Source organism: Streptomyces sp. NPDC090741 (assembly GCF_044769045.1).
Taxonomy (GTDB): domain Bacteria; phylum Actinomycetota; class Actinomycetes; order Streptomycetales; family Streptomycetaceae; genus Streptomyces.
Genome location: NZ_JBIVXF010000002.1, coordinates 214,372 through 235,481, shown reverse-complemented (window position 1 = coordinate 235,481; position 21,110 = coordinate 214,372). Strand labels below are relative to the sequence as shown.

The window sequence follows — 21,110 nt, the reverse complement described above, 5'->3', positions numbered from 1 at the left end:
CAGTGGCCGGTGCGAGGATCCCTTCATGTCTCTCGCCGATCTGACCCTCGCCCACTGGCGTTCGCTCGACCGGGCCGCCGCCGGGCGCGTCGCGCACGAGGCCGCCGCGCAGGCGGGCGGCCGCGTGGTGCTGCTCGACACCGTCGACCACCTCGGCGGACCGCTGCACCGCGTCCGCATCGAGCGCGAGGGGCAGGAGTTCGCACTGGTACCCGGCGGGCCGGTGCGACTCGGGTTCGACCTCGACGCCTGGGTGCCGACGGCCGCGCAGCTCGCCGACCACGAGGAGAGCCGGGCCGAGGGGTACGGGTACGAACTCGGCCTGAAGGACTACCTCGCCGAGGTGCTCGGCCCCGTCCGTACGGCGGCGCTGGCCACCGTGCTCATGGCGGTGGAGGACGAGACCCTGGCCGAGCGCCCGGACGCGACGGCGGACGCCCTAGCGGCGCGCGGGCTGCGTCTGCCGAGCGCCGACGAGTGGGAGCACGCCTGCGGGGCCGGGGCGGGCACCCTGTTCCGGTGGGGGAACGAATGCCCCCTGGACGAGCCCTCGTACGGGGGCGACGGCGGCCTGCGGCACGGGCCGAACGCCTTCGGGCTGCACATCGCGTACGACAGCTACGGCGCCGAGCTGAGCGGTGACCCGACCGCCGTGCACGGCGGCGACGGCGGCGAGGCCGTCTGCGGCGGATACGGCGACCTGCTCGCGTGGCTGCCGCTGGCCACCGCCAACCGCAACCCGTCCATGGCCGAGTTCGTGTACGGACCGGACGGCGAGGGCATGTACGAGGAGTTCTCGACGCGGCCGGTGTTCAGCCTCCGGTGAAGTGCGGCGGGCGGCGGGCCGCTTTGGCGGTGTAGCCCTCGCGGCAGTCCTCGGAGGTGAGGGTGAGGGCCGCCGTCATCGCGACGCGGTCGAGGGCCGGGGCGAGGGCGGCGTCCGCGTAGGCGTCGATCGCACCCTTGATCCCCTGCACGGCGAGCGGGGCGTTGGCCGCGATCTCGGCCGCCACCGCGCGGGCCGCGCCCTCCAACTCCTGCGTGGGGACGAGCAGTTGGATCAGGTTCAGGCGGTGCGCCGTCGCGGCGTCGATCCGGCGGCCGGTCAGCGCCAGGAACTTGGCCCAGCCCGCACCCGCCTCGCGGGCGATCCGCAGATCGCCGCCCGCGTCCACCGCCACGCCGAGCTGCGCCTCGGGCAGGGCGAAGACGGCGTCCTCGGCGGCGACCCGGAAGTCGGCCATCAGGGCCAGTTCGAAACCGAAGCCGAGGCAGTAGCCCTGTACGGCGGCCACCACCGGCTGCGGGAGCCGCGAGAGCACGGCGAAGCGCTCGTGCACCCAGCGGATGCCCTCGTAGTAGTTGCGGGTCCGCTCGGCGGCCGTCGCGCCCGTGATGGCGCCGCCGGGCGCCGTCACGTCGATGCCCGCGCAGAAGGCGCGGCCCTCGGCCCGCAGCAGGACCACCCGTACGTCCGGATCGAAGCGGATCCGGTCCGCGAGCAGGCCCAGCTGGCGGGTGGACTCCCAGCTCCAGCCGTTGAGCCGGTCCGGGCGGCAGAGGGTGAGGACCGCGATCCCGTCCGCGGTCTCCAGCCGGACGCGCTCCTCGCCCTCCGCGACCTCGTTGCCGATCGTATCGATCACGGAACCCCCCTCTGACGATCCGTCAGAATCGATGCGTCAGCATAGGGGCCCCGCGCTCAGCGCGTGAAGACCTCGAACGTCACCGCCGGACGGCCGCCGAAGCGCGCGGACGCCTGCTGGGCGTAGCCGGTGAGGAAGGTGCGGCAGTACTCCTCCGGGTCCTGGTCGGTGAGGACCTCGATGTACGCCTTGTGCTCCATCAGCGACTTGATCGAACGCTCCAGGCCGGGACCGGCGTCCACGGCGTGCGTCGGCGTCGAGGACCCGGCGACCGCGACCCAGCGCACCCCGTCCCAGGGCTCCAGGCCCTGCTCGGAGATGAGCTCGGGGAAGATCCACCGGTTGCCGGCATCGGCGGCCGCGTCCAGGGTGGCCCGGCCGACGGCCTTGTGGTCGGGGGTGTTCCAGTTTCCCCCGCCGCCCTGACCGCCCCAGGTGTCGCGGTGGTTGAGGGTGATGAGCAGTTCGGGGCGGTGCCGGCGGATGGCCGCCGCGATGTCCCGGCGCAGGTCCAGGCCGTACTCGACGACGCCGTCGCGGTAGTCGAGGAACTCCACCGTGGACACCCCGACGACCGCGGCGCTCGCACGCTGCTCGGCCTCGCGCAGCGGGGCGCACTCCTCGGGCGGGATCGTGTCGATGCCGGCCTCGCCGCGGGTGGCCAGGAGGTAGACGACCTCACGGCCGCCGTCCGTCCACTGGGCGATCGCCCCGGCCCCGCCGTACTCCAGATCGTCGGGGTGGGCGACCACCGCGAGGGCGCGCTGCCAGTCGGCGGGCATCGGCTCCAAGGGCGCGGGCTGATCCAGTTGTTCGGTCATGTCCCGCACAATAGACGCAGCCGCGCGCACCCCCACGCGCCGGAAGCAGAGTTCTAGACGTCGTCGCGCACGAGGGCCAGCAGGCGGTCCAGGACGCGGGGGCCGCCGGCGCGGACGCCGTCGTGTTCGAACTCGTCCGTCACCCAGGTGCGCAGGCCGCGGATCGACGCGGCGGTCTGCAGGGAGTGCGCGGTGTCCACGTACAGGTCGTCGTGGTAGATCGCGGCGGCCACCGGGACCTCGTTGGCGGCGAGCCGGTCCGGGTCGTACAGGGGTCCCCAGCCGGTACGGGCGGCCAGCAGTTCGGCGGTCTCGCGCAGCGGGGCCAGCGCGGGGTCGGCGGTGAAGTGCCAGGGGTGGACGGTCTCGCCGGTGAAGAGCAGGGGCCCGTCGCCCGCGAGGGTCTTCCCGGCGTCGAATCCGGGGTGGCCCGCGCGGACCCGTTCGGCGGCCCAGGCGGTGGGCGCGGCCGGGTCCTGGGCGTAGATGGGTTCGTGGAGCAGGGCGTACAGGGGGTGCGCGGCGAAGGAGAGCAGCCCCTGTACGTGTTCCAGGAACGCATCGGCGAGGGCCGGGCCCGACGGGGTCGGGACGAAGGCGTCCTCCAGCAGGTAGTGCAGCTGGTGGCTGCCGTCGCCGGTGCCGAGCAGGATGCCGAGGGACTGGAAGGCCTCGGCGGTGAGGCGGTGGCCGCCGGGGAGTTCGGCCGGGCGCTCCACGAGGTGGGCGGCGATGCGGCGGGCGCGCTCGACGTCCATCGGGTAGCGGGCGTAATGGGCCAGGTTCTTGCGCTCCATGCGGGGGTACGCCGCCGCGTACACCTCGTCGGCGGTGGCCGTCAGGGAGGGGAGGCCGCCGGTGATGAGGGCGGCGGTCAGGCCCTCGGGGGCGGTGGAGAGGTAGTGGGTGGTGCAGAAGCCGCCGAAGCTCTGCCCGAGCACGGTCCAGGGCGCACCGCCGGTCAGGCCGGGGCGGATGGCCTCGGCGTCGCGCACGATGGAGTCGGCGCGGAAGTGGGCGAGGTACTCGGCCTGCTGCTCGGGGGTGCCGCGCAGGGGCAGGGTCTGCCGGTTCGCCGGGGTGGAGCGGCCGGTGCCGCGCTGGTCGAGCAGGAGGACGCGGTACTCGGTGAGGGCCCGCTCCAGCCAGGCCTGCCGGCCGGTGAAGCGGCGGGCGCCGAAGCCGGGCCCGCCCTCCAGGTAGAGCAGCCAGGGCAGGGTCGCGGGGTCCTTGCCGGTGGCGACGGCCTCGCGGGCGTACAGCTCGATGTGCTCCCCGTCCGGGCGCGTGTGGTCGAGCGGGACGCTGAAGCGGTGGTCCGTGAGGACGACACCGGGCTGACGGTAGCTGCGGTCGATGGTCACGAACGGCCCCTGGGTCGTGTCTGGTGGATCAGGTCGGATCAGCTCGCGGCACCAGACGCCGCGGGCCCGGCATGAACCGAAGGACACGACCCAGGTGTGCGGCAGCCCCGGCCGGATGGCGACCGGGGCACGTGTCCGGCGGCCCGGCCGAGTGTAGTACGGGCCCGCCGGCCGCCCTGCACCTCACCTGCGGCGGCGTCGGCCGAGGGCCTCCCCTGCCGGGCGCGGCCGGCCGACGCGGACGTGGGGCGCACCGTGCCGGTGGTCCCGCGGCGAAATCCCGTAGGCGGCGCGGAAGGTGCGGCTGAACGCCGCGGCGCCGGCGAAACCCCATCGCGCCCCCACGGCGTGCACGGGCGTGCCGACGAGCGGGGGGGGCGACGAGGCCGGCCGAGCAGCGCTCCGGCCGGAGCCTGCGGATCCGCGCGGACACCGATTCCTCCCGCGCGGCGAACAGCCGGTGCAGGAGCCGTACGGAGATGTGGTGGCGGGCGGCGACGCTCCGCGGGGAGAGCTCCGGATCGGCGAGGCTGTCCTCGATGAAGGTGTCGATGCGGCTGAGCAGCACCTGTTGGCGGGTGTGCGGCGCCAGCAGCTCTGCGGATCCGACCCCCTCTCGGCCGTCGCGCCGCGCCCGGACGGAGCAGTGCGCCCGTCCGCGGCCGCAGGTCTGTCCTGCGAGTGGGGCTACGAATGCGAGCCGAGTGCCCGGCCGTACCGGATCGGCGGGAGAAGGGGAGCGGGGGAACAGCACCGGCCCCGGCACGTGAGCGCCGGGGCCGGGTCGGGTGGTTCGGGTGGTTCGGGTGGTTCGCGTGGGTCGGGGTCGGTGCCGGGCGGGTCTAGAACTCGACCACCGAGCGGAGGACCTCGCCGCGGTGCATGCGGGTGAAGGCGGCTTCGACCGCGTCCAGGGGGATGGTCTCGGAGACGAAGGCGTCGAGGTCGAGGCGGCCCTGGAGGTAGAGGTCGATGAGGAGGGGGAAGTCCCGCTCGGGCAGGCAGTCCCCGTACCAGGAGGACTTGAGGGAGCCGCCGCGGCCGAAGACGTCGAGCAGCGGGATTTCGAGCTTCATCTCCGGCGTCGGCACGCCGACCAGGACCACGGTGCCGGCGAGGTCGCGGGCGTAGAAGGCCTGCTGGTAGGTCTCGGGTCGGCCCACGGCGTCGATGACCACGTCGGCGCCGTTGCCTCCGGTGAGGGCCTGGACGGCCTTGACCACGTCCTCCGTACGGCCGTTGACGGTGTGGGTGGCTCCGAGGCCCCGGGCCCACTCCAGTTTCCGGTCGTCGAGGTCGACGGCGATAATCCGGCCCGCGCCGGCGAGGCGGGCGCCGGCGACCGCCGCGTTGCCCACTCCGCCGCAGCCGATGACGGCGACGGAGTCGCCCCGCCCGACGTTGCCGGTGTTCAGGGCGGCGCCGAGGCCGGCCATCACCCCGCAGCCGAGGAGTCCGGCGGCGGCCGGGGAGGCCGCCGGGTCGACCTTGGTGCACTGGCCGGCCGCGACCAGGGTCTTCTCGGCGAACGCGCCGATGCCGAGCGCCGGGGAGAGCGGAGTGCCGTCCTCCAGGGTCATGGGCTGCTTGGCGTTGTGCGTGTTGAAGCAGTACCAGGGGCGGCCGCGCTTGCAGGCCCGGCAGGTGCCGCACACGGCGCGCCAGTTGAGGACGACGAAGTCGCCGGGCGCGACGGAGGTGACGTCCGGGCCGACGGATTCGACGATTCCGGCGGCCTCGTGGCCGAGGAGGAAGGGGAACTCGTCGTTGATGCCGCCCTCGCGGTAGTGGAGGTCGGTGTGGCAGACCCCGCAGGCCTGGACCTTGACCAGGGCCTCGCCGGGTCCCGGGTCGGGCACGAGGATCGTCGTCGTCTCCACCGGTGCGCCCTTGCTCCGGGCGATGACCCCTCGTACGCGATGCGTCACGTCGTACCCCGCTCTGGTCTGATCTGTCTGGATCAACGAACGTACACGGGCGGGGCGGTGGAAGGGAGCCGTGTCACGCCGAGGAAGTGGGAGTGGCGAGTTCCGGCGGTACGGCGGCGCGAAGTGCCGCTCCGAAGGCGGCCACGGCGGGGTGGGCCGCGGCGCCGCTGCGGAAGGCGACCTGGGTACGGCGCTCCATGAGGAGGCGGGTGAGGGAGACGGCCGGATCGGCGGGCCCCGTGACCCCGAGCTGCGGGACGACGGCGACGCCCTGGCCGGCCGCGACCAGGGCGAGCACGGTGGGGAACTCGTCGACCCGGTGGCGGATCCGCGGGGTGAACCCGGCGGCCTGGCAGGCCCGCAGGGCCATGGCGTGGCAGAGGGTGCCGTGGGTGGCCGTGATCCAGGGGGCGTCGGCGTGGGCCCGCAGGACGGCGCCCTGGTCGGGTCCGGGTCCGGGGGCGGTGGCCGCGGCGGCGGCCGCGCCGGCCGCGGTCCCCGCCGGGGCGGCCAGGTACATCGACTCCCGGTAGAGCGGCTGCGTGGTGAGCCCGGGCTCCGGCGGGGCGGGGACGAAGTCGTACGCGTGGATCAGGGCCACGTCCAGGTCCCCGGCGCGCAGCGCGTGCGCGACCGCCGCCGGGTCGGTCTCCGAGACCATCGGCTCCAGCCCCGGGTGGCGCCGGGCCAGGGCCACCAGGGCGGCCGGGACGATGGCCCGGGTGGCGGTGGGGAAGGCCCCGATGCGCAGGGCTCCGGCCAGGCCGCCGCGCGCCTCGGCGAGATCGGCGTCGGCCTGTTCCAGCCGCTCCAGCACGGCCTCCGCGTGCCGGACCAGGTTCTGCCCGGTGGGGGTGAGCCGGACCCGGCGGCCGGTGCGTTCGAGGAGCGGCAGCCCCGCCTCGCGTTCGAGGACGGCGAGTTGCTGTGACACCGCCGAAGGGCTGAAGGCGAGGGCCTCGGCCACGGCGGCGATGGTCCCGCGGCGGGCGAGTTCGCGCAGCAGGCGCAGGCGTCGTACGTCGAGCATCGGCTCAGCTTACGGGTTGGGTAAGAAACGCGAACTGGATTTGATGCTCGGGGCAGATGAAGCTCGTGGGCATGGCACAGGACCTCTCCCTGCACGGGATTCACGTACCGCTCGTCACCCCGTTCACGCGCGCCGGGGACATCGCCGCCGAGGCCCTGGAGGCGCTCGCCCACCAGGTGCTCGACGAGGGCGCGACCGGGATCGTCGCCCTCGGCACCACCGGCGAGGCCGCCGCCCTCGACGAGGCGGAGCGCGACCTCGTCACGGGCGTCTGCGCCCGGGTCTGCCGCGAGCGGGACGCGGTGCTGACCGTGGGCGCCGGGGCGGGCGGCACCCGGGCCGCCGAGGCGGCGCTCGGCCGGCTGGCGCAGTGGCCCGAGGTGCGGGCGGCACTGGTGACCGTGCCCCCGTTCGTACGGCCCGGGGCGGCGGGGGTGGTGGCGCACTTCGCGCGGCTGGCCGGGATGAGCCCCGTACCGCTGGTCGTCTACCACATCCCGTACCGGACCGGGCAGCCGCTGGACGCGGCCGCGCTGCGGGCGCTCGGGGAGCTGCCCGGGGTCGCCGGGGTGAAGTACGCGGGCGGCGGCGTCGGCGAGGAGGCGGTGGCGCTGCTCGGCGGGCCGCCGGACGGGTTCGCGGTACTGGCGGGCGACGACGTGTACGTGTCTCCCCTGCTGGCGCTGGGCGCGGCGGGCGGGGTCCTCGCCTCGGCGCACCTGGCGACGGCGCGGTACGCGGAGCTGGCTGCGGCCTGGCGGGCCGGTGACGTGCCTCGGGCCCGGGCCCTGGGCCACGCTCTGGCCCGGCTCTCGGCGGCGCTCTTCGCAGAGCCGAATCCGGTGGTCGTGAAGGGCGTGCTCCACGCCCAGGGCCGGATCCCGACTCCGGACGTACGGCTCCCGCTGCTGCCGGCGGGCGGGGCGGCGGTGTCGGCGGCGCTGGAACGGCTCGCGGAGGTCTGAAGACCGTCCGGCAGTGCGATGGGCGTGCCGGGAAGCGTCCCCTGTGGGGGATTCACAAAGAACGGGCGAGATGCCCGAATCAGGCGGGTGTTCAGGCGACTTGTCCGTTTCCCCGAACGGCTTCCGGGGCCCGTGATGTGGGTCACTCGAATAGGAGCAACATCATTAATCCGGAGTAGGCGATTCCCTTTTCCCGGAAAGGAATTTCGGCATTCCCGGAAGGCGCCCCCAAGGTCGTTTCCGACCCTGAAACCGGCAAGTCGATCACCCGGGGGAATTCGAGCCTTGTTCCCGCCCGGCGGACTCGCTTACCTTCACGTCATTCCCAGCGGGCAGCTGCCGAAACCGGCGGCCGCCAGGGATCCCCCGCACCCCCACGTGAGGAATTCCGCCATGCCCGGACTCGGTAAGCACCGTCGGCCGAAGCAGCGCCCGATCGCCCGCAAGCTGGCCTTCGCCGGTACCGGCGGCGCCGCCCTCGCCCTGCCGCTGATCAGCGCGACCACGGCCGGCGCGGCCGTCACTCAGCCGGCCGCGGCGCCCGCCGCGAAGACCGTCACGCTGCCCGCCGTCAAGCCGGCGGTGGAAAAGGCGGCGGCCCCCCTCACCTATTCCGTGACCGTCGGCGACACCCTTTCGAAGATCGCCGTCGAGCACACGGTGAACGGCGGCTGGCAGGCCCTCTACGAGGCCAACCGGAGCGCCATCGGGTCCAACCCCTCGATCATTCGCCCCGGGCTCAAGCTGAGCATCGGCGCGGCGGCCAAGGCCGCCGTCGCGAAGGCGACAGCGGTGAAGGCGGCCGCGGTGACCGAGCCCGCCACCACGTACGCGAACAACCTCGACGGCTGGATCCGGCAGTCGCTGGACATCATGGCCCAGCACGGAATCCCCGGAAGCTACAACGGAATTCACCGCAACGTCATGCGGGAGTCCTCGGGCAACCCGATGGCCATCAACAACTGGGACTCCAACGCGGCGGCCGGCATTCCCTCCAAAGGCCTGCTCCAGGTCATCGACCCGACCTTCCGGGCCTACCACGTGCCCGGAACCTCCCTGGACTCGTACGACCCGGTCGCCAACATCACGGCCGCCTGCAACTACGCGGCGGCCCGCTACGGCTCGATCGACAACGTCAACGGCGCCTACTAGCCCCCCCCGGAGGGCCGTCCTGGAGCCGGATCCGGAGCCAGGCGGCCTAGAGCCAGCCCTGGCGGCGGGCCGCGCGGACGGCCTCCATACGGTTGCGGGTGCCCGTCTTGCCGATGGCCGAGGACAGGTAGTTCCGTACCGTCGACTCCGACAAGTGCACCCTGGCCGCGATGTCGGCCACGGTCGCCCCGTCGACCGCCGCGCCCAGCACGTCGGCCTCGCGCGCGGTCAGCGGGTTCGGGCCGGCGCTGAGCGCGGCCGCGGCGAGCGCGGGGTCGATCACGGTCTCCCCGGCGAGCACCCGGCGTATCGCGGCGGCCAGTTCCTCCACCGGACCGTCCTTGACCAGGAACCCGGCGGCCCCCGCCTCCATCGCCCGGCGCAGGTAGCCGGGGCGCCCGAACGTGGTCAGGATCAGCACCCGGCAGCCGGGGAGGCGCGTGCGCAGCTCGGCTGCCGCGTCCAGGCCACTGCGGCCCGGGAGTTCGATGTCGAGAAGGGCCACGTCCGGCTGCGCCTCGACCGCGGCGGGCACGATCTCGGTCCCGGCGGCGACCTGCGCCACGACCTCGATGTCCTCCTCCAGCCCGAGCAGCAGGGCCAGTGCGCCGCGCATCATGCCCTGGTCCTCCGCGAGCAGGACCTTGATCATCGACTCTCCTCGTTCTCCGCCGGCTCCACCGGGAGTTCGGCCGTGACCCGGAACCCCCGCCCCGGGCCCGGGACAGGGCCGCCGACCAGGGTGCCGCCCGCCGCGGCGAGCCGTTCCGTCAGGCCGGTCAGTCCGCTGCCCGGCGGGGTCGAGCCTACGCCGTTCCCGTTGTCGGTGATCACCAGGCGGACCCGCTCCGCCGTGCTCCGCACCTCGATCTCGCAGGTGGTCGCGCCGCTGTGCCGGATGGCGTTGGTGGCGGCCTCGCGCACCACCCAGCCCAGCAGCGCCGCCGCCTGCGGGGGCAGCGGGGGCCCTGACTGCCGTACTACGGGCTCGATCCCGGCGGCGGTCAGCGCGCCGCGGGCCCGGTCCAGCTCGGTGGCGAGGCTGGCCTCGCGGTAGCCGGTGACGGCCTCCCGGATCTCGGTGAGCGCCTGGCGGCCGACCGACTCGATGTCGGCGACCTGGGCGAGCGCCGCGTCCATGTCCCGGGGGGCGATCCGGCGGGCGGCCTCCGACTTCACGACGATCACCGACAGGGTGTGGCCGAGCAGGTCGTGCAGATCGCGGGAGAACCGCAGCCGCTCCTGGTCCACCGCGGCCCGGGCCAGCTCCTGCCGGGTCTCGCGCAGTTCCTTCACGGTCTCGGACAGGGCGAGGATGGCCGCGGTGACCATGGCGGAGACGAGGGTCCCGTAGACGATGCCGAGGGTGTCCCAGCCCTCGTCGAGTCCCGCGATCGCCCCGGCGAGGCCGGTGACGGCGAACATCACCGGGCCGAGCTTGCGGCCGCGGACCACCGCGCCCGTGGCCAGGCCCCAGAGCGGGAAGAACAGCAGCCAGTTGCCCCCGTACGCGAAGGCGAGGGCGCAGGTGACCGCGCCGAGAGCGGCGAGGCACCAGCGGGTGCTCGCGGCCTCCCGGGCCCGCCGGTCGAAGGCGCGGAACACCAGGGTGATGTAGAGGGAGTTGAAGAGCAGCAGGCCGAGGGCGCCGATCCAGGGGTTGGGGGTCTCCCCCTTGATGACGTTGGAGATGGCTCCCATGCCCAGCAGCAGCCACGGCAGCAGCGTGAAGGCGTTGGGCGGGCCCATCGGGCCGCGGCCGTGGTCGGGGGCCTCGCCGCAGGCCTTGCGTCTCTTCTCCTGCGCCCGCCATTCGGCCTTGCGGACCGCCCAGTCGGCCTTGAAATCGGCCTTCCAGTCGGCCTTCCGGTCCTGCTCGGTCCCCTGCCTGCCCTGCGTCTTCATTCCCGGTCCCTGCTCCATGCGTTACACCGTCCTCGCGGACCGACGGTACGAGAGCACCGCGTACGAGCCGAACAGGAGGGCCCATACCGCGAGTACGGCGACCGCGGCCAGGCCGGGGGCCGCACCTTCGGCGAGGGACTGGCCGATCTCGGCGAAGCGGCGCGTCGGGGTGAAGCCGGACAGGGAGCGCAGCCAGTCCGGGAACAGCTCGACCGGGAACCAGAGTCCGCCGACGATGGAGAGCGCGAGGCTGCACCCGACGTTGACCACGCCGGTGGACTGGGCGGTGAGCCGGTACCCGTTGCCTATGCCGAGCAGTGTGAAGGGGAGCGCGCCGAGCCACAGAACGAGGGCGACGGCGGCCCATTGCCAGGCCTCCAGCCGGACCCCGTTGACGAACGCGCCGGCCGCGAGCACGGCGGCCACGGCGGGAAGCACGGTCACCGAGCCGGTCAGGGCCCGGCCGACCACCACCTGGCGGGGGGTCATCGGGGTGACCCGCAGCTGCCGCAGCCAGCCGATGCCCTTGTCCTCGGCGACTCCGGAGCCGGTCCCCAGGGCCGAGCCCAGGGCCCCGTACGCGGCCATGGCCACCATGGAGGCGGTCTTCCACCCGCCGGTGTCGGCGTCGGTGCCGAGGTTGGTGAAGAGCAGGTACATCAGCACCGGCATGCCGATGCCGAAGACGACGAAGGAGGTGTCGCGCAGGGTCCGGCGGATTTCGAGGCGGACGTAGGCGGTGATCATCGGGCGCTCCCCGCGGCGGCGGTGTGGGTGGGGTTGGGGCTGGTGGTGTGGGTGGGGTTTTGGTTGTGGCTGTCGGTGAGGGCGAGGAAGGCCTCGTCGAGCGAGGGCGCGGTGACCTCGATCCCTCGGACGGCGCCGAGGCCCGCGAGTGCGACGACCGTTGCGTCCGGGTCCTCCGTACGCAGCCGCGCACGGTCTCCCCGTACCTCTACGGAGACCACCCCGGGCAGCTCGTCGAGCCCCTCGGTGGGGCGCCCGGCCAGATCGACGCAGACCAGCGACCCGCCGGCGGCACGGCGCAGCTGCTCCCCGGTGCCGTCGGCGACGATCCGGCCGGCGTCGACGACCACGATGCGGTCGGCGTGGGCGTCGGCCTCCTCCAGGTAGTGCGTGGAGAACAGGACGGTGTTGCCGCGCCGGGCGAAGCCGCGCATGGACTCCCAGAAGGCGCGGCGGGCCTCCACGTCGAGGGCGGCGGTCGGCTCGTCGAGCACGATGAGCTCCGGGTTCCCGGCGAGGGCGACGGCGAAGCGGACTCGCTGGGCCTGGCCGCCGGAGAGCCGGTCGATGCGCCGGCCGGCGAGCTCGGTGAGCCCGGCGAGTTCAAGCGCCTCGGCGACGGGCATGGGGGCGGGGTAGGTCCGGGCCACGAAGCCGATGAGCTCGCGCACGGTGATCCGCGGTACGGCGCGCCCCTCCTGGAGCATGGCGCCCACCCGGCCGGCCCGGACCGCCCGGTCGGGGGTCTCGCCGAAGAGCCGTACGCTGCCCGCGTCGGGCTCGTTGAGGCCGAGCAGCAGGCTGATGGCGGTGGACTTGCCCGCGCCGTTGCGGCCGAGCAGGGCGACCGTCTCGCCGCGCCGGACGTCGAGGTCGATGCCGGCGACGGCGCGGACGGCGCCGAAGGACTTGGTGGCGTGCCGGAACCGGACCGCGGGCTCCTCGTGCGGCGGCTTCGCCGTCCTCGTCGTCTGCGCCGACCGCGTCGGCTCAACCGTCTTCGTCATGCCCACCACGCTACGAATCGGGGCGGGTCCCCCGGCAGATCCGCATGTACGGAACCCACCAGTACAAATGTCCCGGCCGCTACCCCGCCGCTGCCGGGCAGCTATCCCGCCGGCCGGAGCCGGGACCTGCCGGCGCCGGCGCGGGCGCGCAGCAGGGTGCGGACGGGGGCCGCCAAGCCGTAGCCGACGTCCTTGCGCAGCGCCTGGACGCCGGCCCGTTCCACGGCGGCCAGTTGGTGTCCCATGAGCTCCGTCATCGCGGCGATCACGGGGCGCAGGCCCCGCTCGACCAGGTCGAGGATGCCGTCGGTGGCGTCGAGGGCACTTCGGGCACGCCGGGTTTCGGCGGCGAGGAGGGCGCGTACGGCCGGGGTGTCGCGGGCCTGTTCGAGGTCGGCCCGGGTGACCGAGTGCTCGGCGAGGCGGGCGCGCGGGAGGCAGAGCCGGCCGTCCGCGAGGTCTCCGGAGAGGTCGGCGAGGAAGTCGACCCGCTGGGCGGCGTCCACGAACCGCCGCCACCCGGCGGCCTGTTCCTCGTCGGGGCCGCCCTGGTACTGGAGTCCGGTGAAGACCAGCACCCCGGGCCAGGCATAGGCGTCGAGGTAGGCCTGGAAGTCCTCCTCGGTGTCGAAGCCGTCGAAGCCGGCCTCGGCGGTGGCCGCGCCCTCCAGGAACCGGGAGACCCAGTGCTCCGGCAGCCCGCGCGTGGCGACGGCGTGGGCGTACGCGCGCAGCAGCGGGTCGGGGCTGTCGCCGGTCTTGAGCGCGGCCCGCGCCTGCCCGGCGAGCGCGGCCAGACCGGCGGAACGCTCCTGCAGGGTGCCGGTCTCGGCCACGTCGTCGACGAGGTTCATGAAGGCCACCCCCGCCGTCAGCCAGGGCACCAGCGGCGGCGCGGCGAGCAGGCGCAGCGTCACGTACGGGGCCGGCTCGCGGCGCAGGACCCGGCGGGCGACGTACGTGTAGTCGTCGCGCAGCCGGGGGCCGGTGATACCGGCCGCCGTGAGGGTGGTGCGCCAGCTGGGCATGGTGGTGGGACTCCCCGAATCGAACCGCTCGTACCGCTCGTACGGACACACGATGTCAGGAGCGGTAGACCTTCTTCACCTTGCCCTGGGTGTCGGCGTAGACGTACCCGCCCTGGCCGTACTCGTCGGTGAGGTAGGGCCGCATGGACGGGGTGTTGTCGAGGAGCCAGGGTTCGACGATGACGTAGCGGGAGGTCGGGTTGGCCACGCCGAGTTCCTGCTTGGCCTGGTCGAGGAGGCCGGGCAGGGCGTCCCAGTTGACGGCTCCCATGTCGATCAGCGGCTCGTCCGCCTTGATGGTGCTGCCGGGGCCGGTGCGCTTCGCCTCGCCGTCGCGGTACTGGTAGCGGTCGTAGGTCTTGGCTCCGGGGGCGGTGGGGATGGACGCGAGCACGTACTCCTCGTAGATGTTCATCTCCACGAACTGGGTGGTGCCCGTCTTCTGCTTGAAGGCCTCGATCGCGGTCCGCACGTTGGCGGGGGTGAGCAGGCTGCCCTTGGGCGCGGTGACCGGGCTGCCGACCGACTTGGGGAGGCTCTGCTTGGGGCCGGGGGTGGTGGAGGGGCCGGCGCTCGCGGTGGTGCCGCCGCCCTTCGCCTCGCCGCTGCGGCCGCCGGAATTGCCGTCGGGCATCCACTTGACGAGCCCGATCACGCCACCGGCCAAGGCCAGCGCGAGGAGGCCGCCGAGCAGCACCGGGCGGCGCCGCGGGGTGTGCGCCGCCGGGACGGGCGTGGTGACGGAGTACGGGGAGCCGCCCCCCGGGGTGAACGGCGCCGACGGCGCGTAGGGCTGCGGGCTCGGCGGCCCGTACTGGCCCAGGACCGTCGGCGGTGCGACGGGCGGGGCGGCCGGCGGGGCACCGCCGCCGAGAGCGCTGCCCGCATCCCGGAGCAGTTGTTCCAGCTGCGCCGCGTCGGGCCGTACGGACAGGTCCCGTACGAGCAGCCGTTGCAGTACGGGCCCCAGCGGGCCGGAGCGCACCGGAGCCGGGATCGGCTCGTCGAGCACGGCGACGACGGTGGCCAGGGTGGTGGCACGGCGCAGCGGATGGGCCCCCTCCGCGGCCACGTAGAGCAGCATGCCGAGCGACCAGAGGTCGGAGGCCGCCAGGCCTTCCTCGCCGCGGGCCCGCTCCGGGGCGATGTACTCCGGCGAGCCGATGAGCACGCCGGTGGAGGTGAGGGCGGTCGAGTCGTGCAGGGCCGCGATGCCGAAGTCGGTCAGCACGGCCGAGCCGTCGGGGCGCAGCAGCACGTTGGCCGGTTTCACATCGCGGTGGAGCACCCCTTCGGCGTGGGCGGCCCGCAGCGCGGACAGCACGTCGAGGCCGAGCCGCAGCACGTCGGCGACGGGCATCGGCCCCGACTCCAGCCTGTCGTGCAGGGAGCCGCCCTTGACCAGCTCCATCACGATCCACGGATGTCCGTCCGTGCCGGCGGCGGGCTCGACGATGTGGTGGATCGTCACCACGTGCGGGTGCGCCAGCCGGGCGAGCGCGCGGGCCTCGCGGATGGCGCGTTCACGCAGCTGTTCGGTGAGGCCGGGTTGGGCGGCGGCGGTCGCCGGGTCCGGCGGGCGCACCTCTTTCAGGGCGACGTCGCGGTGCAGTGCGATGTCGCGGGCGCGCCACACCGTTCCCATGCCGCCGGCGCCCAGCGGCGCGATCAGTTCGAAGCGGCCGTCGACCAGCTGTCTGCCGGCCTCACTCATGTCCATGGCCGGTCATCGTAGGCGCAGGCAGTGTCAGCAGCGTCGGCGGTCCACCGTCACCGTGCCCTGGGCGGTGGACACCGTACGGTCGTAGCAGCCGCGTCCGGCGTCCGACCCGTACAGCTGGTAGTGCTCGGAGCCGGTGCCGACCGCGTGCCGCTGCTCGCGCGGGACGTTCGCCGTGTAGCTCGCGTCGCCCGTGTACCGGTCGTCGAGCCAGGTGCGGTCCACGGTGCGACCACCGCGCAGGGTGGTCGTCTCGGCGCGGTCGCCGAGCGCGATGACGGTCCGCAGCCGGTCCCCGGCGCCGAGGGTGGTCTCGCCGTCCATCGTGTACGTGCGCGCGGTGCGGACGGTGGTGGAGCCGCGGGTGACGCTCTCCTCGTCGGTCCAGTTCGCGGTCAGGGCGTCCTGGTTCTCGCCCTCCGTCCAGCGGTGCACGGAGGTGTTGTGCACGGCGCGGGTGACGGTGGTGGTGACCCGGCCGTGGGAGGTGTCGAGCCGGCCGGCGACGGTGAGCCGGTGGCCGCCCTCGGTGTCGAGGCGGTGCTGCCCGGCGGGCGTTCCGGGTGTGGCGGGCGTCCAGCGGGTGGAGTTGGCCGGTTCGCCCTCCTCGTGGCGGGTGAGGGAGCCGGTGACGACGGCGCGGCCCTCGTCCTGCCACAGGAGCAGGTTGGTCGGGGTGCTCCAGCCGCTCTGCCCGGCCGGGACGCCGGCGACGGACACCTCGATCCGGTGCGGGCGGCCGTCGTTGAGGAGGGCGGCGTACGGGGTGAGGTCGTACACGACCGGCTGGACGTCGAAGGCGCGGGGCGCGGGGGTGACGTACCAGAGGAAGGGGTTCGACCAGCCGCCGGTCCACACGGTCGGGAAGGGGGCCGCGATGCCGGCGAGCTGTCCGTCGACGGAGATGCGGACCTCGCGGTACGGGCCGTCTGCGGCCTTGCAGGAGTACGGGGCGGCGTCGGGGGTGGTCAGGTACCAGTACTCCTCGCAGCCGCCGCCGGAGCCGGTGGCGTACACCTCGGCGAGGAGCCGCTCGGTGTTGCGCGGGGTGGTGAGCGTGGGGGTGGTCAGCGGCAGGACGCGGTCGGGGGTGTCGGGGGCGCCGGTGTGCCGGTCCCCGTCGGCGGCGTAGAAGGTCAGGGTGACCTTGACGTCGATGACGCCGGTGTAGGTGTCGTCGACGAAGTTGCCGATCAGCATCTCGACGGGCTGCGGCCGGCTGAGGGTGTCGCGGTAGCGGGTGACGTCCTTCTCGACGGACCAGGTGATGCCGTCGGGCGAGGGCTCGGGGGTGGAGGTGCGCAGGATTTCGACGCCGCCGAGGGAGAGGTGGCCGAGGCGGTCGTACTGGCGGCCCTTGACCTTGCCGTCGAGGCGCAGGACGACCTTGGCCCAGGTCCCGCCGCATGCGGCCGGGGGCGCGTAGCTCCCGACGTACGGGGTGTAGTCGCGGAACTGCGCCTCGGCGACGGTCACCTCGCAGGACCGGGTCGCGGGCCGTGCGACGGGCGGGGCGGCGGTGAGGGGGTCGTGCCAGTCGCTCCCGAACTCCGCGGGCGGCTCGGTCCGCCGCTCGGCGGCGGCGCCGCCGAGCCCGCTCTCGCGCGCGGTCGGGTCGGCGGCGGCCGCGGGTCCCGCGGCGCCGGCCAGGGTGCCCGCGGCGAGCGCGAGCGCGCCGAGCAGGCCCATGATCCTGTGTCGTGTCATGGCCCCGCAGTGAATCCCGCTCCACGGGCCCGGCACCAGGGGCCCCGGCCCGCCCCTGGCCGGATTTCGCCCCCCAGGTCAGGCGGTGGGGAGGATGACCGTTCCGTCGTCGTCCGCGTGGACCGTGTCCCCCGGGCGGAACGTCACGTCGCCGATGGTGACCGGCCCGTCCACCGTGCCCGCGCCCGTCTTGCCGCTCTTGCGGGGGACCGTGCCCAGTGCCTTGATGCCGAGGTCGAGTCCGCCGAGGGCCACGCTGTCGCGGACCGCGCCGTTGATGATCAGGCCCGCCCAGCCGTTGCGCTGCGCCGCTCCGGCGATGAGGTCGCCGGTGAGGGCCGTGCGCAGGGAGCCGCCGCCGTCCACGACGAGCACCGCGCCCCCGCCCGGTGTGTTGACCAGCTCGCGCAACAGCGCGTTGTCCTCGTGACAGCTGACGGTCCGCACCGGGCCCGCGAAGAGCCGCCGCCCGCCGAACTGGCGGAACTGCGTGGTGCAGAGGGCAAGGCCCTCGCCGTGCTCGTCGTAGAGGTCGCTGGTGGGGACGGGGGTGACGGGAGTGGCAGGGGTGAGGCTCATGGGTCTCGAAGGCTCCTCGCAGCTCGTACGTCGCGCCGTGCGGCCCGAGCCTGACCGGTGGCCTCGGGGCGGCTCAGTCCCGGGAGTTGCCGAAGAGGATGCGGTAGCCGATGAGCAGGACCAGGGAGCCCGCGATCGCGGAGCCCCAGGTGGCGGGGTCGTAGAAGTCGTGGCCGATCGGCTTGTCCAGGAACTTCGCGGAGAGCCAGCCGCCGATGAAGGCTCCGGCGATGCCGATGAGCGTGGTGCCGATCAGGCCGCCGGGGTCGCGGCCGGGCAGCAGGACCTTGGCTATGACGCCGGCCAGCAGCCCCAGGACGATCCAGCTGACGATCCCCATGTTCGTTCACTCCGCTTCGCTCGTGTTCCGTGTGTGCGCGTTCTCACCGGGGAGGACGCGCAGACCGGCGAAACGGTTCTCAGCTGCGGCGGGCCCGTACGAGCGCGACGCCGGCGACCATGACGGCGGCCGCCGCGAGGCCGCCGCGCGAGCGCCGCGCGAGGATCGCCCGGGTCGACCGGTGGGAGAGCACGGAGCGGTGCGACTGTGCGGAGAGCACGGAGCAGACCGATTGCGCGGAGAGCAGGGAGCCCGTGCTCAGCCACGAACCCGCGGAGCCGATCGAGAAGGCGGAGCCGACGGAGCCGACCGACAGCACGCTGCCGACGGAGCCTACGGAGAGGACCGAACCCACCGATCCGATGGACAGCACCGATTTCCTGGACCAGAGCGAGAGGAACGATCCGTCAGCCATGGGCGTCATGCTGCCACACGGCCGATCGGCGCGGCGGCCGGTACCGCGTCCGGCGCCGCAGCGGAGGCAGCTGCGGACGTGGGTGCAGCTGCGGACATGGGTGCGGGTGCGGACATGGGTGCGGGTGCGGACATGGGTGCGGGTGCGGACATGGGTGCGGGTGCGGACATGGGTGCGGGTGCGGACGCGGGTCCGGGGCCGGACCCGGGCGCCGCGCCCGGCGCCGTACGCGTCAGCAGCAGCACCCCCCGCGCCGCCACGAAGGCGCCGGCCACGGCGAGCAGGAGTCCCACCGCGCCGCCCTGGAGGCGCTCGCCGAGCAGGATCATGCCGATGGCGGCCGCGGCCAGCGGGTTGGCCAGGTTCACCACGGCGAGCGGCGCCCCGAGCCCGCCCCGGTAGGCCCGCTGCGACAGCAGCATCCCGCCGACCGCGAACACCACGACGAGCAGGGCGACGGCGACGACCCGCACGCTGAGCAGGGCCCCGCCGCGGCCGCCCGCGACGGCCACCGTCTGGGTCAGGGCGGAGGCCACGGCGGAGGCGAGCCCGGACGCCGTCGCGTGCCGCAGCCCCGAGCTCACGTCCCGCCGTACGGTCAACAGCGTGATCGCGGCGATCGTGGCCCCGGACACGGCGAGCGCTTCGGCCAGGGTGAGCGTGTCGTCGGGGGCCGGTCCGGAGGCCGGGAGCAGCAGCAGCCCGAGCCCGACGACGGTGGCCAGGGTGCCCCGCCATTCGGTGGCCGCGACCCGGCGGCCGGCGCCGTGCGCCCCGAGCGGGACGGCGGCGACGAGGGTGAGGGCGCCGAGCGGCTGCACCAGGGTGAGCGGCCCGTAGCGCAGGGCGGCCGCGTGCAGCAGTGCGGCGCCGGCGTTCAGCCCGGCCGACCACCACCAGGCCCCGTTGCCGAGCAGGGCTCCGGCGCTGCGGGCCACGGCCGCGCGGGCGAGCCGCTCCTGGGCCACGGCCGCGGCCGCGTATGCCACGGCGGAGGCGAGGCAGAGCAGGACGGCGAGGAGGGTGTCGTTCATCGGCCGGACCCCACGGACTCGGCCGCCACGGCGGTGCTGCGCGGGCGCGGCAGATGCCGTACGACGGCGAGCGAGCCGGAGCGGACCCGCGGGCGCGGCACGATCAGCAGCGCCCCGCCGAGCAGCACGGTGGCCACGATCGCGTCGAGCCAGTAGTGGTTGGCGGTGCCGACGACCACGAGCAGCGTCACCAGCGGGTGCAGCAGCCACAGCACGCGCAGGCGGGACCGGGTGGCGGCGATCATGCCGAGCGCCAGCATCAGCGCCCACCCGAAGTGCAGCGAGGGCATCGCGGCGAACTGGTTGGCCATGGTGTCGGTGGCGGGCGAGGCCCGGTAGACGGAGGGCCCGTAGACCTGTGCGGTGTCCACGAGGTGCGCGGCGCCGAGCATCCGCGGCGGTGCGAGCGGGAAGGCCAGGTGCAGGGCGAGGGCGGCGCCGGTCAGGACGGCCAACACGCGCCGGGCCCACAGGTAGTGGCCGGGCCTGCGCACGTACAGCCAGATCAGGAAGAGCACGGTCGCCGGGAAGTGCACGGCCGCGTAGTAGGTGTTCGCCGTGTGCACGAGGGCGTCCCCGTGCAGGAGCAGCCGCTGGATCGCGCCCTCGCCCGGCAGGTGCAGGGTGCGCTCGGCGTCCCAGATCCGGCCGGCGTTGCGGAACGCCTCGTCGGTGCGGTCCGTGGAGAGCATCCGGCCGGCCTTGTAGACGGCGAACAGGCCCGCGACGAGCAGCAGCTCGCGTATGAGTCGGCGCCTCGGTCCCGGTATCGGGCCGTCGACCGGCCCGGCGGGTGTGGTGTGGGAGCTCATTTCCCCCGCTTTCTCTTCTCTGTGCTCGCGCGCCGCCTGTACGCGGACATCGACACGCCAGTGTATCGATACATTTGCGTATCGATACGCGGGTGTACCGATACGCTTGCGTTCCCGTACACTTTCCTCACGGATACACCAGCTGCGGAGCCCCCGAGGAGAGCCGCTCACTATGACGCCGACAGCGCCCGCCGCGCGCCGCTCCAAGATCACCCCGGAACGGGTGCAGGAGTTCTACGACGCCGTCCTGGAGCAGTTGCGCGAGCACGGATACGAGGCGCTGACCATGGAGGGCGTCGCCGCCCGGGCCTGCTGCGGGAAGTCGACCCTCTACCGGCAGTGGAAGACCAAGCCCCAGCTGGTCGCGGCGGCCCTGCGTGCGAACCGGCAGGGCACGCTGGCCGGGGTGGACACCGGCACGCTCGCCGGCGACCTGCGCGAGGCGGCCCGGATCGCGGCCGGCAACTCGGGACGCGACACCCGCCTCACCCAGGCCCTCGGGCACGCCGTGCTCAGCGACGAGGAGCTGCAGGCGGCGCTGCGCGAGGCGCTGGTCGAGCCGGAACTGGCCGCGTTCGACGCGATGGTGGCGCGGGCCGTGGCGCGCGGCGAGATCGCGGCGGGCCATCCGGCCGTGGAGTTCCTGCCGGCGCAGCTGATGGGCGTCCTGCGCATCCGGCCGGTCCTGGAGGGTCAGTACGCAGACGCCGACTACCTGGTCCGGTTCGTCGACGCGGCCCTGCTGCCCGCCCTGGGCCTGGCATCCGTCCCGGCCCCCGCCCCGGACCCGGACCGGGCCGAGGCCCCCTGAACCGGTGGGCCGCCGTCTCCGATGACCGGACGGCGACCCGCCCGCGCTGCCTCGTGGGGACGGCGGCAGCGCGCCACCCGGACGGGGCGGTGGTCACTC

The 21,110-nt window shown here is 74.1% G+C and carries 21 protein-coding genes; 4 read left to right on the top strand and 17 right to left on the bottom strand.

The window, feature by feature from the left end:
• Window positions 1-25: 25 nt before the first annotated feature.
• Window positions 26-826, top strand: a complete 801-nt coding sequence (locus ACIQU4_RS06375) for a hypothetical protein (protein ID WP_403726551.1) — start codon at window positions 26-28, stop codon at window positions 824-826.
• On the opposite strand, the gene ACIQU4_RS06370 is transcribed toward ACIQU4_RS06375, so the two are convergent.
• The 5 genes from ACIQU4_RS06370 to ACIQU4_RS06350 all read right to left on the bottom strand — a co-directional run bounded on the left by ACIQU4_RS06370 (window position 813) and on the right by ACIQU4_RS06350 (window position 6,789).
• The gene (locus ACIQU4_RS06370) at window positions 813-1,646 is read right to left on the bottom strand and encodes an enoyl-CoA hydratase/isomerase family protein (RefSeq protein WP_403726548.1); all 834 of its coding nucleotides are present in this window, start codon (window positions 1,644-1,646) and stop codon (window positions 813-815) included. The genes ACIQU4_RS06375 and ACIQU4_RS06370 overlap by 14 nt on opposite strands.
• Window positions 1,647-1,702: 56 nt before the next feature.
• Window positions 1,703-2,467 carry a PIG-L deacetylase family protein gene (locus ACIQU4_RS06365; protein ID WP_030154086.1) on the bottom strand — a complete coding sequence of 255 codons (765 nt, stop codon included), beginning with the start codon at window positions 2,465-2,467 and terminating at the stop codon, window positions 1,703-1,705.
• A 53-nt stretch (window positions 2,468-2,520) separates the two neighbouring features.
• Window positions 2,521-3,825, bottom strand: coding sequence for an alpha/beta fold hydrolase (locus ACIQU4_RS06360; RefSeq protein WP_403727704.1), 1,305 nt, complete (start codon window positions 3,823-3,825; stop codon window positions 2,521-2,523).
• Between the two features lie 848 nt (window positions 3,826-4,673).
• Window positions 4,674-5,759 carry an S-(hydroxymethyl)mycothiol dehydrogenase gene (locus ACIQU4_RS06355; protein ID WP_403726545.1) on the bottom strand — a complete coding sequence of 362 codons (1,086 nt, stop codon included), beginning with the start codon at window positions 5,757-5,759 and terminating at the stop codon, window positions 4,674-4,676.
• A 73-nt stretch (window positions 5,760-5,832) separates the two neighbouring features.
• A complete protein-coding gene (locus tag ACIQU4_RS06350; RefSeq protein WP_403726542.1) occupies window positions 5,833-6,789 on the bottom strand; it encodes a LysR substrate-binding domain-containing protein in 957 nt (318 codons plus the stop codon).
• 71 nt (window positions 6,790-6,860) lie between these two features.
• Here ACIQU4_RS06350 and ACIQU4_RS06345 point away from each other — a divergent pair, with 71 nt between their 5' ends.
• Window positions 6,861-7,754, top strand: coding sequence for a dihydrodipicolinate synthase family protein (locus ACIQU4_RS06345; protein ID WP_403726539.1), 894 nt, complete (start codon window positions 6,861-6,863; stop codon window positions 7,752-7,754).
• Between the two features lie 393 nt (window positions 7,755-8,147).
• Entirely contained in the window at window positions 8,148-8,906 is a 759-nt protein-coding gene (locus tag ACIQU4_RS06340; RefSeq protein WP_403726537.1) for a transglycosylase SLT domain-containing protein, read from the top strand.
• A gap of 46 nt (window positions 8,907-8,952) precedes the next feature.
• Here the strand turns inward: ACIQU4_RS06340 and ACIQU4_RS06335 are convergent, their stop codons facing one another.
• The 12 genes from ACIQU4_RS06335 to ACIQU4_RS06280 form a co-directional block, all read right to left on the bottom strand.
• Window positions 8,953-9,558 carry a response regulator gene (locus ACIQU4_RS06335; protein WP_403726535.1) on the bottom strand — a complete coding sequence of 202 codons (606 nt, stop codon included), beginning with the start codon at window positions 9,556-9,558 and terminating at the stop codon, window positions 8,953-8,955.
• The gene (locus ACIQU4_RS06330) at window positions 9,555-10,829 is read right to left on the bottom strand and encodes a sensor histidine kinase (protein WP_403726532.1); all 1,275 of its coding nucleotides are present in this window, start codon (window positions 10,827-10,829) and stop codon (window positions 9,555-9,557) included. The genes ACIQU4_RS06335 and ACIQU4_RS06330 overlap by 4 nt, the downstream gene beginning before the upstream one ends.
• 3 nt (window positions 10,830-10,832) lie before the next feature.
• On the bottom strand, window positions 10,833-11,555 hold the full coding sequence (locus tag ACIQU4_RS06325; RefSeq protein ID WP_403727702.1) for an ABC transporter permease: 723 nt from the start codon (window positions 11,553-11,555) through the stop codon (window positions 10,833-10,835).
• Window positions 11,555-12,565 (bottom strand): ATP-binding cassette domain-containing protein, encoded by a 1,011-nt coding sequence (locus ACIQU4_RS06320; protein WP_403726531.1) that lies wholly within the window; start codon window positions 12,563-12,565, stop codon window positions 11,555-11,557. The genes ACIQU4_RS06325 and ACIQU4_RS06320 overlap by 1 nt, the downstream gene beginning before the upstream one ends.
• Window positions 12,566-12,666: 101 nt before the next feature.
• On the bottom strand, window positions 12,667-13,593 hold the full coding sequence (locus tag ACIQU4_RS06315) for a squalene/phytoene synthase family protein (protein WP_403726528.1): 927 nt from the start codon (window positions 13,591-13,593) through the stop codon (window positions 12,667-12,669).
• 55 nt (window positions 13,594-13,648) lie between these two features.
• On the bottom strand, window positions 13,649-15,313 hold the full coding sequence (locus tag ACIQU4_RS06310) for a serine/threonine-protein kinase (protein WP_403726525.1): 1,665 nt from the start codon (window positions 15,311-15,313) through the stop codon (window positions 13,649-13,651).
• 27 nt (window positions 15,314-15,340) lie between these two features.
• Window positions 15,341-17,020: a peptide-N4-asparagine amidase gene (locus tag ACIQU4_RS06305; protein WP_403726522.1), complete on the bottom strand. Its 1,680-nt coding sequence runs from the start codon at window positions 17,018-17,020 to the stop codon at window positions 15,341-15,343.
• Window positions 17,021-17,098: 78 nt separating this feature from the next.
• Window positions 17,099-17,599 carry a ribonuclease E activity regulator RraA gene (gene rraA, locus ACIQU4_RS06300; RefSeq protein ID WP_403726519.1) on the bottom strand — a complete coding sequence of 167 codons (501 nt, stop codon included), beginning with the start codon at window positions 17,597-17,599 and terminating at the stop codon, window positions 17,099-17,101.
• A 73-nt stretch (window positions 17,600-17,672) separates the two neighbouring features.
• A complete protein-coding gene (locus tag ACIQU4_RS06295; protein ID WP_403726516.1) occupies window positions 17,673-17,939 on the bottom strand; it encodes a GlsB/YeaQ/YmgE family stress response membrane protein in 267 nt (88 codons plus the stop codon).
• A gap of 79 nt (window positions 17,940-18,018) precedes the next feature.
• Complete coding sequence (locus ACIQU4_RS06290) at window positions 18,019-18,354, bottom strand: hypothetical protein (RefSeq protein WP_403726514.1); 336 nt, start codon at window positions 18,352-18,354, stop codon at window positions 18,019-18,021.
• Window positions 18,355-18,359: 5 nt separating this feature from the next.
• Window positions 18,360-19,388 carry a hypothetical protein gene (locus ACIQU4_RS06285; RefSeq protein WP_403726512.1) on the bottom strand — a complete coding sequence of 343 codons (1,029 nt, stop codon included), beginning with the start codon at window positions 19,386-19,388 and terminating at the stop codon, window positions 18,360-18,362.
• Entirely contained in the window at window positions 19,385-20,200 is an 816-nt protein-coding gene (locus ACIQU4_RS06280) for a phosphatase PAP2 family protein (RefSeq protein WP_403726509.1), read from the bottom strand. The genes ACIQU4_RS06285 and ACIQU4_RS06280 overlap by 4 nt, the downstream gene beginning before the upstream one ends.
• A 172-nt stretch (window positions 20,201-20,372) precedes the next feature.
• Between ACIQU4_RS06280 and ACIQU4_RS06275 the strand changes: the two genes are divergently transcribed.
• Window positions 20,373-21,011 carry a TetR/AcrR family transcriptional regulator gene (locus ACIQU4_RS06275; RefSeq protein WP_403726506.1) on the top strand — a complete coding sequence of 213 codons (639 nt, stop codon included), beginning with the start codon at window positions 20,373-20,375 and terminating at the stop codon, window positions 21,009-21,011.
• The last annotated feature ends 99 nt before the right edge of the window (window positions 21,012-21,110 follow it).